The sequence below is a fragment of the Gilliamella apicola genome, from assembly GCF_003202915.1.
GTDB lineage: Bacteria > Pseudomonadota > Gammaproteobacteria > Enterobacterales > Orbaceae > Gilliamella > Gilliamella apicola_Q.
Genome location: NZ_QGLP01000003.1, coordinates 181,065 through 193,212, shown reverse-complemented (window position 1 = coordinate 193,212; position 12,148 = coordinate 181,065). Strand labels below are relative to the sequence as shown.

The window sequence follows — 12,148 nt, the reverse complement described above, 5'->3', positions numbered from 1 at the left end:
AAATGGAAAACGTTAAAAGTTCAATATTGCTTATTGATGATCATCCCATGTTGAGAAATGGGGTAAAACAGCTGATTAACACCATCAATGATTTTGAAGTTATTGGCGAGACAGGCTCTGGTATAGAAGGCGTTAAGCTTGCACAAACGCTTGACCCTGACATTATTTTGTTAGATATCAATATGAACGATGTCAGTGGTTTAGAAATTTTACGTTATTTACGAGAAAAGAATATTTCTGCACGAATCATTATGTTTACCGTATCTGATGCCAAGGAAGATATCGTTACCGCGCTCAAAACTGGGGCTGATGGCTATTTGTTAAAAGATATGGAGCCTGAAAATCTTCTTAAAGCACTAAAAGATATTTCGGAAGGTAAAATCATCATGGATGAAGCAATTTCACATATTATTCTTGATTATATGCGTCATGGTGGTGGCTCGACTACCAATCAGAGCCATGATATTAATTTACTTACCCCAAGAGAACATGAAATATTTAATTTATTAGTTCAAGGATTATCCAATAAATTAATCGCTAAAGAGTTAGATATTGTCGAAAGCACGGTTAAAGTTCATATAAAAAGTATTTTTAAAAAGCTAAACTTTAAGTCACGTATGGAAATGACGGTATGGTATTTGCAGAGTAAAGAATAACCTTGGCAATGTATTAATGCCTATTTATATCATATATCAGCTTACGCTTTTAATTGGATAGAATATCTAATCCTAATCATTAAAAATCTTCCATAAAAACCGTTTTCTTTTACTTGATTCAATTGAAAAACAATATTTATAATTATTTAAATCAATTGAATTGATTTATTAAACAAAATTAAGAACAAAAAATTAAAAATAGGATGAAGTTGTAAATGTCTCTATTAGTCAATGCTTACTCTACACTCACAAATCCAATAGCAATTAATTTTAGTTGTAAAAAATTAAATCAGCGTGGATTGAACTCACTAAATTTTACAGATCACCTTAATGGTTTTATTGGTTATGTTATGCAAGCAGGTGACGGTGAAATGAATTCCCGCCGTTATGAACTGTATCGACATATTCAAAAAACTAAACATCAGTTTACGTTTGAGATAGAAGATAATCAATTTGATGAACTAACGATTTGGGCTGAGCAGGCTAATGTCATTTTATTTATGCCCGATGGAACGATACGCAATCCTAACATGGAGGTACTACAACATCCAGATGGAAAATTTGATATCAATGTTAAAATGCCTTATCCGTCAGAAGCATTACAACGCAAAGCAAAAACCGAGCAGTATTTAGCAACGTTAGGATTACAACCACTTGCAAGTTTACCACCTGTTGTGGCTGAATCTGAAGTGATACTTAGAACCCCTGATGAAGTAGTAAAACGTGCCTTGGCACTAATGTTAACCGGCCTTCAAGCCGAAAGCTTTCGAGAAAATGACCCATTAGATCCCGAAGAATTCAAAACGCGTTGTCCGTTGGGGTTTGCTGCTTTATCAAATATTGAATATGATTTTATTCACGATCCTCAACCGCAAGAACAAGATGTTATGAATATGAGTTGGCGCTATGAAGCCTTATTACCATTACAATGGGCACTAAATTGGCAATCAACATTACTTTTTGCCGATACTTTTTGTAATGTATCTTCATTGGTTGAAATCGGTGTAGAAAATAGTAATCCCGAACTCTCTAACTTAACCTTAAGACCAACAAGTGAACTGCTAGATGCATTGGATTTAAATTACCGCTTACATTGGCTAGCAAGAGATTATCGTCTTAACAATAAATCGTTACCGATAGAAATAATGGAAGGGGTCATTCAAGAGAGACAATATGCTTTAAATTGGCTAACGAATTTTGAAAATGCCGATTGGGATGATGTCGATACTCCAACCTAAATTTCTGATAAAAAAGCAAAGTGCGTATTGTTATAAAATACTTTTTAACAATATTATTTAGCTAAATTGCTTGGTTACAAAAGGCAAGAAAATAAAGAATCGTTTACCTTATCCTTTTCTTGCCAATTGCTGCTAATTGTGAGAAAACCAGTTGAGTTTTTCTCGTAATGCCACTACCGGACCAACAATAATTAAACTCGGGCTACAAGCTTGTAAAGCTAGCTCATCAAGCTCGGATAATAAACCATCGATGACTTTTTGCTTGGTTGTGGTGCCCTCTTCAACAATAGCAACCGGTGTATCACCATTCATACCGTGTTTAATTAAATTTGCTTTAATATTTTCTGCTTGTGATAATCCCATGTAAAAAACCAGTGTCTGTTTTTCAGCCGCTAAACTATGCCAATCTAGCTGAGTACCATCTTTCAAATGACCGGTAATTAAACGAACACTATGGGCATAATCACGATGAGTTAACGGGATACCACTATAGGCTGAGCATCCTGAAGCAGCGGTGATCCCTGGTATTACTGAAAAAGGAATATTCGCATTATATAATGTTTCCAGCTCCTCTCCTCCCCGACCAAAAATAAAGGGATCACCGCCTTTCAGTCTGACTACTCGCAACCCTTTCTGCGCTTGCTCTAATAATATTTGGTTAATTTGTTCTTGGGGCACGCAGTGAAAACCGGGGCGTTTACCAACAAAAATGCGTTGAGCATCTCGCCGAGCAAGATTCATTATTTCATTGGATACTAATCGGTCGTAAACAATAATATCGGCTTGTTGAATTTGTTGCAGACCTTTTAATGTCAATAATCCCGGATCACCAGGACCGGCACCAACCAAAACCACTTCACCGCGATAATCAACCGGCTCTGCAAATAATTGATTAGTTAGCCTTTCAACATTTTCTGAATCATTATTAGCTACAGCTTGCGCTAATCTATCATGGGTAAATAGCTTTTCCCAAAATCGTCGCCGTTCAGTCATACTTTGGTAAGTTGCTTTTACTTTATTACGTAGATAACCCGCATATTTGGCTAATTTGCCAATATTTTGTGGCAATATCGCCTCTAATTTTTCGCGTAATAAGCGTGCTAATACGGGAGCATGACCTTCGGAAGATATCGCGACCATTATAGGTGAACGATCAATAATAGACGGCATAATAAAACTAGCGCCTTTAGGTGAATCGACAACATTACAAAATATCCGACGCTTTTCTGATTCAGTGCTAACTTGTTGATTGGTTTGTGGGCAATCGGTGGCAGCAATAACTAACCATTTATTATCAAGTAGTTGGGTAATAAATTCACCTTGCACTAAAACTAGTTGCTTCTGTTCCTGCCAACAGAGAAACTGCTGAGTAAATTCGAGTGCATTAACCGTTAACTTTGCGCCTGCCTCAAGTAATAACCGAGCTTTACGCTCGGCTATTTCTCCACCACCAACTAACAAGCAATCACGGTTTTCTAATTTACAAAATAAAGGTAAATAATCCATAGACTTTTAAAACAACCATTCATATTAATATCTTATTGAACTAAAAAAATTTACGGTTAGCAATCCAACAACGATTAAAAACCAGCAATTTGCGCAATTAAAATCCTATTCTATACTAATTAAGGTCGCTCTGCCTTAGGTGTTGAAAACCAATATCCTAAGCCCATAAATAGTGCTCCTGACACCAAATTACCTAATGAAACCCATAGTAAATTATGACCGATTCCGCCTAACGTGTAGGCATCAGAATGATTACCAAACCAAGAGAGTGAAAATAACGTCATATTAGCGACACTATGTTCATAACCACAAGCAATAAATGCCAGTAAGCACCACCAGATGGCAATAAATTTAGCCGAACCTTCAACTCGATTTGCCATCCAAATAGCCAAACAAACTAACCAATTACATAAGATTCCTCGGAAAAATAGTGCCGTTGCCGGTGCAGATGTTTTTGCTAATGCCGCGGCATGCACCAGAGAAGTATCGGTTGCCAATAATGGACTTGACCCCCAATAAAATAGCGCAGCGACAAAAATTGATCCTAGCAAATTGCCTAACCATGTTTGTGGTAATACACACCACATTTGGCAATGGGTAATTTTTTTTGCCTGAACGCCAAAAGTTAAAAACATGGTATGGCCAGTAAATAACTCTGAGCCGGCAATCACAACTAAGGTTAATGCAATACCAAAGGTTGCACCCATAACTAAAGGCCTAACCGATGGATCAAGTAAATTACCTAGCGTAAAAATTAAGATAATCCCTAAACCGACATAAGCTCCTGCCATTGCAGAACTTAACCAAAATCCGATTGGGTTAGTTTTAGCTAGTCGAACGATACGTGCAGCATTAGCCGCACATTTGTTAATTGTTTCTGTATACATTTTCTATTCCTTAGGCAATTAATTAATTAGATTTTATTTGTACAAAATCTTCGTTATCTACTTTGACCTCATAATGAGCAACAGAATAATTTTCATTTTCAAGACAATAACCATCCTTTAAACGAAAACGCTGTTTTTTCAAAGGACTAGCAACCCACAACTCATTTTCATGTTCAGCGATAATACCTCGAGAAAGAACACTAGCATTTGCAAAAGGGTCAATATTACTAATGGCATAAAGCTCATTAGTATCATAAGGTCGAAAAACTGCAACATGCTCTTTACCGATTAGCGCACAGATACCTGTTTCCGGCAAAATATCTTCTAATTTACAGATAGTAATCCATTGGCTCATGATCTATTCTCCTAACATAGCTTGACGTTCTTCAAAAGTAGCAGGGCGATGTTGATCGCGCTCAGGCACAAATTGAACATTATCATCACGTTTAGAACTATTAACAAAATGGGCAAAACGGATTTGTGCTTCAGGGTTATCTACGGTTTCTTTCCATTCACAGACAACTAATTTGCGAATCCGTGCCATCTCTTTTTCTAGTTCGGCATTAATACCTAACTTGTCATCAATAATCACGCTACGTAAATAATCGATTCCTCCTTCAAGATTTTCAAACCAGACCGAAGTCCGTTGTAATTTATCGGCGGTACGAATATAGAACATGATAAAACGATCCAAATAGCGTATAAGTGTCTCTTTATCTAAATCGGCAGCAAGTAAATCTGCATGACGAGGCTTCATACCACCATTACCACAGACATAGAGATTCCAACCTTTTTCAGTAGCAATAACCCCTATATCTTTACCTTGCGCTTCTGCACATTCACGGGTACAGCCTGAAACACCAAGTTTAAATTTATGCGGAGCACGAATACCTTTATAACGATTTTCTAATTCAACGCCTAAACCAACACTATCGCCAACCCCAAAACGGCACCAAGTACTACCTACACAAGTTTTAGCCATACGCAACGCCTTAGCATAGGCATGACCACTTTCAAAACCAGCGGCAATGAGCTCTTTCCAAATCGCCGGAAGATCGTCTTTTTGCGCACCAAATAAACCAATCCGTTGAGACCCGGTAATTTTCGAATACAGATTGTATTTCCTAGCAATTTGCCCTATGGCAATTAAGCCTTCAGGGGTAATTTCCCCACCAGCACTTCGCGGAATAACTGAATAAGTACCATTTTTTTGGATGTTACCTAAAAAGATATCATTACTATCTTGTAACGGCACAAGATCAGGTTTGAGAATATAATTATTCCAACATGACGCTAATATGGAACCGACTGTTGGTTTACAAACTTCACAGCCATAACCGCTACCATGTTTTTTTATCACTTGATCAAAAGATGTTAATCCTTCCACCCGAACTAAATGAAAAAGTTCTTGGCGAGAATAGTTAAAATGTTCACAAAGCGCATGGCTTACTTCGATTCCTTGTTTCGCTAACTCCAAATTAAGGATTTGTGTTACTAACGGAATACAACCACCACAACCAGTACCCGCTTTGGTTTCAGCTTTAATTGCAGCGACAGTATGACAACCAGCATGAATAGCCTGAACAATTTTCGCTTTCGTCACATCAAAACATGAGCAAATTTGTGCGCTATCCGGTAATGCATCTGCGCCTAATGCAGGTTTAGCGCCGGCATGAGAAGGTAAAATTAAGCTATCTGGATGTTCTGGCAGATCCATATTATTAAGCATTAATTGTAATAAATTACTATAGTCTGATGTATCACCGACCAATACAGCACCAAGCAATTTACTATTATCATTTGAAACCACTAATTTTTTATAGACCGGAATATTTTCGTCTAAGTAAACATAACTCCGGCAACCGAGCGTCTTCGCTTTGGCATCACCAATACTGCCAACATCGACGCCCAATAATTTAAGTTTAGCGCTCATATCAGCGCCTTCAAATTTAGCATTTTCGCCATTCAAATGGGCTAAAGCGACCTGTGCCATTTTGTATCCTGGGGCTACAAGGCCATAAACTTTACCTTGCCAACAAGCGCATTCGCCAATAGCATAAATATCCGGATCGGATGTTTGGCAATAATCATTAACAACAATCCCGCCACGCGGGCCAATATCGAGCTCACATGCTTTAGCTAATTGATCGCTAGGTCGAATACCGGTTGAAAAAACAATAAAATCAATTTCAAGTGATGAACCATCAGCAAATTGCATAATTTTACCAGATGGAGTATGAATAATTTCTTGGGTATTTTTACTGGTATGAACACCAACCCCCATCGCCTCAATTTTCCGACGTAACTGCTCACCGCCCATCGCATCAAGTTGTTCCGCCATGAGTACTGGTGCAAATTCAACGACATGTGTCTCAATGCCTAAATTCTTAAGCGCTCCGGCAGCTTCCAGCCCGAGCAACCCACCACCAACAACAGCGCCGGTTTTACAATTGCTAGCACAATCACGAATAGCATCAAGATCTTCAATAGTACGATAAACAAAACAATTCGCACCATCGGCACCTTTAATTGGTGGTACCCATGGATAAGATCCAGTTGCAATAATCAACTTATCATAGGGAACTATACGCCCTGTTTGTGAATGCACTTCTTTACATTGTCGGTTAATTAAAATAACCGGCTCATTAAGTAAGATATTTATATCATTTTCTTGATATAACCCTTCTCGAACTAAAGACAATGCTTCTGCGCTGTGGCCTGAGAAATAGGAAGAGAGATGAACACGATCGTAAGCAACTCTTGGTTCTTGGCAAAAAATAGTGATGTTGAACTTATCTGCCTGCATTTTGTCGATAATTTCTTCGACAAAACGATGTCCAACCATCCCATTGCCAATAATGACGAGATTGGTTTTACTCATAAAAAGCTCCAAATATATTTTTAATTCAATTATTTAATTTTTATCTATTTGATATTTTAAGGAACTTTAAACAGAATATAATTACCCTCAAGGATTACCACTTTAGTGGTAGTCAAAATTATAATTTTGAAAACAATAAGTTATCCATTTTCACCATTTTGATATCAAAAATATATTAGTAGATTAATGTGATAAACATCTCAAATCCAGAATAAAAAAGGATTGCCAATTAGGGTTAAACTAGTATAATTAGCCGACTAAATAAATTAGGTAATAACAATTGAACTACAATTCAAGAATACTTCCTTCACGCGAAACTTTAGCAAAAGCTCAAAGACTTAATGATGAAATTATCGAGGTTTCAGGCGTTGATCTGGTCTTAAGTTTAATCACGACCGCCGATTTAATTCGTTCAAATATCTATGCGCAACTGGCAAAAGATTATGATGTATCAGAAGGAAAATTTGCGTTACTCATGTCACTGTATAGTGAAGGTGAGACCTGCGCTAGCGAGCTGGCATTAAGAGTAGGGGTGACGCCTGCAACCGTTTCGGTAATGGTAAAACGAATGTTAGCCGCACCAGATCCCTTGATATCCATGACCAAAAGTGGAGAAGATGGCCGTTCTCGACTAATCACCCTTACCGCAACCGGTGTAACGCTTATCCAAAAAGCATTACCTAATCACTTAAAATCGATTCGTGCTTTTGCTCAGGTTTTAAATCCACAAGAGCAGGAATCCTTAATTGCAATGTTACGCAAGCTATTGCGCAAATAATTGCCATTAATCACCAATTATCATAATGTTTTAACCATATACTTAGCTGACTAAATAAATGAAAAATAAACTAAACTTAATTTCAAATTTACCCAAAAACATTAAAATTCCAGCCATATTCTTGTTACTACTTTTAGTTGGATCAACGTTAATCTGTCTTGGTTCAAGAAACGATGCAGTATCTGTGGCTAAAAGTATCAAATCAGGGGTATTAACTGCTGATGAAATCAATGTTGCCTTCCAAAATGTAGGCGGCAAAGTTGTTAAACGCTTTGTCCAAGAATCACAATTTGTCAAAAAAGGTGATCCATTAATGCAACTTGAAGACATTGATACTCAGCTATCAATAGATCGCTTACAAGCGCTAGTTGATAGTCAAACCGCCGCCGTTAAACAAGAACAAGCGGCCATTGAAATCACTGAAAATGAAACGAATCTTAATGAATTATCTACATGGCGCAAAATAGAAGAAGTCAAAGCTAATTTAGAAGCAGCAATCTCTTCTCGAGATTTAGCTAATACTGAATTTCAACGTCATACTCAATTAAGAAAAACCGGTGGGGCGTCACAATCACAACTTGACGCTGCCCGTAATGCCTACATTAATTCCAAAATGCTCGTTGTTCAAATTGAAAGTCAACTTTCAACCTTGATGATTGGTGCAACACCAGAACAAATCGCCCAATTCGAACAAACAAGAAATGCAACAGGTATGACATTGCAGTCCATCACAATTGCTAGACAAAAACTGCAAAATCGCCAAAATCAACTAGCTCAAATCAAAGCTCAACTAGCACAAGCCGAAGCTGATTTAAAACAACTGAAGGTGAATTACAGTCGGCTTACCTTAGTTGCCCCCGAAGATGGCAAAGTGTTAAAACTCATGTTTGAAGATGGTGAAATGGCCCCAGCCGGCGCACCAGCAGTACTGTTAGAAACTGATCGCAAATATGTCGATATTTATGTTAATGAAAAAATGGTTAATGACTATCAACCGGGTACCAAAGTAAAAGCTAATGTCATCGCTCTGGACAAAACCGTAAAAGGTACAGTTCGCTTTGCCACAGCCGCACCTTCATTTGCTGACTTGCGCATGACTCGCGAACGAGGACAAGCCGATTTAACCTCTTACCAAGTCAGAATTTATATGGAGTATATTCCACACCTATTAACCGGTATGACAATTGAGGTGGATCAATGATGCGACAAAACATCATTAAATCTATGCTTGAAGAGCTTGATGCTATGTTATCAGGCCACTTCATCCCTTATTATAAAGTGTGTTTGGGTTTAGCTGCTATCGTATCGCTTGTTTTTTCAATAGTATTAAGCCATGGTTCAGTTTTCGAAGGAAAGATCGCGGTTATTGATCTTGATGGTTCAAATTATTCAACTGAATTAATCAGCAAGGTAAATACCTCACCATTTATCGAAATAACAGAAGTGATTCGTTCGCCTGTTAATCCTATTACTTTAGTTTCACACGATCGTAATTTAGGCGTGCTATATATTCCCAAAGGATTGGAAAAGTCTTTGAAGAAAGGTGATCAAACCGTTAAATTGGGTTATTTTGCTGATGATTCAAATGATGCACAAAATGCCAAGGTGATGCAAAGCCTTAATGAAATTATCCCTGAATCCGGTGCCGAATTGAGTGTTGGAAAAGTTGCAGCATTAGGACTGGGAAGAGAAGCAACTGAAGCAACGCTATCGCCGATGCAATTAAAAACAAGAACTATGTTTAATCCGGCTAGTTCATCAACAATATCCACGATTATCTATTTCGTTTACTTTTTTTCGTCATTAACGTATGGATTAACCTCGTTGATGATCATTGGTCGATTAAAAACTATGGGTATGTGGAATACAGTAATAGAGCGAGGTTTCCTACCACTATTAGCTAGAACGGTGCCTTATGCTCTATTTTATACTACAGCTTTAACCTTAATTACCGCAATACTGGTTTTATTTGGACAATTACGTTTTGATGGTAATTATTTTGTTTTCGTGCCAAGCGTATTTATGACAGGACTTGCTTTTGGTTGGTTGGGTTTCTTATTATCTTGGAATACTCATCATCCAGGAGAAGGGGCGAGCAGAATGATTTTTCTTGTGCCGCCAGGATTCATCATGGGAGGTTCAACCATGGCGGTAGGTATTATGCCAATCTGGACATTTTATGCCAGCCATGCCTTTCCATTAGTTTGGCTATTTCGCTTCTTTCGTGATATCGGCATACGCGGACGTTCATTTGTCGATATGCTATCAACATATGGGATCTTTATTATTTATTTAACAGTTATCGCTTTTATCGTGATGCTATTTGTTAATCGCATTAAAAATAGCCAAGTAGAATAAAATAAAAATGGTATATAGCTTAAAGAAAAACTACCAATGGTAAAAATAGAGCCCAAAAAATGGTAATATAATCATATTGATAGAGTATCTATGATTATTGAATATTTTTTGTTAAAAAAACATTAGGATTAGAAAGCGGTCAAATTAATACCTACCTTTTGTTGATTTTCGAACTTTAAACAGATCATCGGCAATATAAATAATGGGTAACACCATTGATAATATGTTCAAATTAAGCAAATTTTGAACATATTATCTACAATTATTCGATAATCATATTTAAGGATTCAAATGTAATTAAATAAAGTAATATATAAGTTTGCTAATCATACTTCATACTTTTTTTTAAAATTTCAAAATTGTTCTGTTTTAATTTATTGATGACTAGCTCATCAAAAGAATTAATATTTAACATACGATTATCATCAAGTGAGTTAGGACAGTTAACAGTAATAATTTGACAATGCGCATTTAATGCTGATTCAATACCCGTTTTAGAATCTTCAAAAACAATACACTCATCAGCAGGCAACCCGAGTAAATCTGCACCTTGTAGATAGCTATCAGGCGCAGGCTTTGTTTTAAAAACCATTTCACCAGTAATAAAAACTTTCGGTTTAGCTACATTGAGAATAGCAAAGCGAGAATCCGCTACTTTTTTGGTACCAGAGGTTACAACTCCCCAAGGAATATTAAGTGAAGATAACTGTTGTAAGAAATGACTTGCACCAGATATTTCATCAATATCTTTGATATCTTGAGCCTCTAATTGTTCCAGCCAATGATACTCTTGTGCGATAAAACTTTCTGGCTTATTCGGTAAGAATAGTTTTATATTATCGATAGCTTTCCGGCCATGAATGGTTTTTAATACATAGGAATGATTAAGTTGGTGGCGTTCGGCAAAACCTAACCAGCAGCGCTCAACTGCTGGTAATGAGTTAACTAATGTGCCATCTAAATCAAATAAAATACCCTTTGCTTGCATATTATAATTTACCTGCACTGCCACAAATGCGAATTTTTTCTTCAACTATTTTCTTCATCGCTGCTTTAGCTGGCTGCATATAGTGTCTTGGATCATTAGCATCTGGATGTATATTAAAGTCTTGTTTTAAAGCATCAGAAAACGCAATTTTTAATTCTGTTGCAACATTTACTTTACAAATTCCTAATGAGATAGATTTTTTGACCATTTCCTCAGGAATACCGGAAGCACCATGTAAAACTAAAGGAATATCAACTTTATCTCGAATTTTTGCTAATCGTTGAAAATCAAGTTTAGGTTCTCCTTTATATAATCCATGAGCAGAGCCAATCGCTACCGCTAATGAATCAATGCCGGTTCTTTCAACATACTCTTTAGCAGCATCAGGATCGGTAAAAGCGCTTTGTTTATCATCGACAATCAAATCATCTTCTTGCCCACCTAGACGACCAAGTTCAGCTTCAACACTTGCATTATATTTATGACTGAAAACAACCATTTCTCTTACTATATCAATATTTTCTTCAAATGGATAATGAGAAGCATCAATCATAATTGAACGAATACCTGCTTCGATCTTAGATTTAATATCACTCAAATTTTCATGATGATCTAAATGCAAAGCAAATGGGAAATGATGAATCTCAGCGGCTTGTTTACAGATACTAATTAAATATGGTGTACCGGCATAACTATAGGTAGCAGGCGTTGCCGCAAGTATAACTGGTGAACCTAACTCTTTAGCGGTATCAACCACAACTTGAATTGTTTCAAGATTATGAATATTAAACGCAGGAACAGCGTACTGCTCACGTTGAGCTTTTTTTAACATTTCTTGGCTGGAAATAAGATACAT

11 protein-coding genes are annotated in these 12,148 nt (G+C 37.0%); 5 read left to right on the top strand and 6 right to left on the bottom strand.

The window, feature by feature from the left end; translation table 11 throughout:
- Positions 1–2 precede the first annotated feature (2 nt).
- Positions 3–656, top strand: a complete 654-nt coding sequence (gene narL, locus DKK79_RS01095; protein ID WP_110422481.1) for a two-component system response regulator NarL — start codon at positions 3–5, stop codon at positions 654–656.
- Positions 657–871: 215 nt separating this feature from the next.
- The gene (locus tag DKK79_RS01090) at positions 872–1,894 is read left to right on the top strand and encodes a DUF4272 domain-containing protein (protein ID WP_110422480.1); all 1,023 of its coding nucleotides are present in this window, start codon (positions 872–874) and stop codon (positions 1,892–1,894) included.
- A 132-nt stretch (positions 1,895–2,026) separates the two neighbouring features.
- On the opposite strand, the gene cysG is transcribed toward DKK79_RS01090, so the two are convergent.
- The 4 genes from cysG to nirB form a co-directional block, all read right to left on the bottom strand.
- Positions 2,027–3,400 carry a siroheme synthase CysG gene (gene cysG / locus DKK79_RS01085; RefSeq protein WP_110422479.1) on the bottom strand — a complete coding sequence of 458 codons (1,374 nt, stop codon included), beginning with the start codon at positions 3,398–3,400 and terminating at the stop codon, positions 2,027–2,029.
- A 119-nt stretch (positions 3,401–3,519) separates the two neighbouring features.
- A complete protein-coding gene (gene nirC, locus DKK79_RS01080) occupies positions 3,520–4,287 on the bottom strand; it encodes a nitrite transporter NirC (protein ID WP_110422478.1) in 768 nt (255 codons plus the stop codon).
- Between the two features lie 22 nt (positions 4,288–4,309).
- The gene (gene nirD / locus DKK79_RS01075) at positions 4,310–4,642 is read right to left on the bottom strand and encodes a nitrite reductase small subunit NirD (RefSeq protein ID WP_110422477.1); all 333 of its coding nucleotides are present in this window, start codon (positions 4,640–4,642) and stop codon (positions 4,310–4,312) included.
- Positions 4,643–4,645: 3 nt separating this feature from the next.
- Positions 4,646–7,168 carry a nitrite reductase large subunit NirB gene (gene nirB, locus DKK79_RS01070; RefSeq protein WP_110422476.1) on the bottom strand — a complete coding sequence of 841 codons (2,523 nt, stop codon included), beginning with the start codon at positions 7,166–7,168 and terminating at the stop codon, positions 4,646–4,648.
- 280 nt (positions 7,169–7,448) lie between these two features.
- Between nirB and DKK79_RS01065 the strand changes: the two genes are divergently transcribed.
- From DKK79_RS01065 to DKK79_RS01055, 3 genes are read left to right on the top strand one after another with little or no spacing between them, the layout of a single operon-like run.
- A complete protein-coding gene (locus DKK79_RS01065; RefSeq protein WP_034883728.1) occupies positions 7,449–7,946 on the top strand; it encodes a MarR family winged helix-turn-helix transcriptional regulator in 498 nt (165 codons plus the stop codon).
- Positions 7,947–8,004: 58 nt separating this feature from the next.
- A complete protein-coding gene (locus DKK79_RS01060; RefSeq protein WP_181415208.1) occupies positions 8,005–9,147 on the top strand; it encodes an HlyD family secretion protein in 1,143 nt (380 codons plus the stop codon).
- Positions 9,144–10,304 (top strand): ABC transporter permease, encoded by a 1,161-nt coding sequence (locus tag DKK79_RS01055; protein WP_220018962.1) that lies wholly within the window; start codon positions 9,144–9,146, stop codon positions 10,302–10,304. The genes DKK79_RS01060 and DKK79_RS01055 overlap by 4 nt, the downstream gene beginning before the upstream one ends.
- A 322-nt stretch (positions 10,305–10,626) precedes the next feature.
- On the opposite strand, the gene DKK79_RS01050 is transcribed toward DKK79_RS01055, so the two are convergent.
- Positions 10,627–11,292, bottom strand: coding sequence for an HAD-IA family hydrolase (locus DKK79_RS01050; RefSeq protein WP_110422475.1), 666 nt, complete (start codon positions 11,290–11,292; stop codon positions 10,627–10,629).
- Position 11,293: 1 nt separating this feature from the next.
- The gene (locus tag DKK79_RS01045; protein WP_110422474.1) at positions 11,294–12,148 is read right to left on the bottom strand and encodes a tagatose bisphosphate family class II aldolase; all 855 of its coding nucleotides are present in this window, start codon (positions 12,146–12,148) and stop codon (positions 11,294–11,296) included.

What these genes read in the sequence shown, in the direction of transcription:
- DKK79_RS01055 (WP_220018962.1), top strand. Translation starts at nt 9,144, where the DNA reads ATGATGCGACAAAACATCATTAAATCTATGCTTGAAGAGCTTGATGCT.
- DKK79_RS01060 (WP_181415208.1), top strand. Translation starts at nt 8,005, where the DNA reads ATGAAAAATAAACTAAACTTAATTTCAAATTTACCCAAAAACATTAAA.
- nirC (WP_110422478.1), bottom strand. Translation starts at nt 4,287, where the DNA reads ATGTATACAGAAACAATTAACAAATGTGCGGCTAATGCTGCACGTATC.
- cysG (WP_110422479.1), bottom strand. Translation starts at nt 3,400, where the DNA reads ATGGATTATTTACCTTTATTTTGTAAATTAGAAAACCGTGATTGCTTG.
- DKK79_RS01090 (WP_110422480.1), top strand. Translation starts at nt 872, where the DNA reads ATGTCTCTATTAGTCAATGCTTACTCTACACTCACAAATCCAATAGCA.
- nirB (WP_110422476.1), bottom strand. Translation starts at nt 7,168, where the DNA reads ATGAGTAAAACCAATCTCGTCATTATTGGCAATGGGATGGTTGGACAT.
- DKK79_RS01050 (WP_110422475.1), bottom strand. Translation starts at nt 11,292, where the DNA reads ATGCAAGCAAAGGGTATTTTATTTGATTTAGATGGCACATTAGTTAAC.
- DKK79_RS01045 (WP_110422474.1), bottom strand. Translation starts at nt 12,148, where the DNA reads ATGTATCTTATTTCCAGCCAAGAAATGTTAAAAAAAGCTCAACGTGAG.
- nirD (WP_110422477.1), bottom strand. Translation starts at nt 4,642, where the DNA reads ATGAGCCAATGGATTACTATCTGTAAATTAGAAGATATTTTGCCGGAA.
- narL (WP_110422481.1), top strand. Translation starts at nt 3, where the DNA reads ATGGAAAACGTTAAAAGTTCAATATTGCTTATTGATGATCATCCCATG.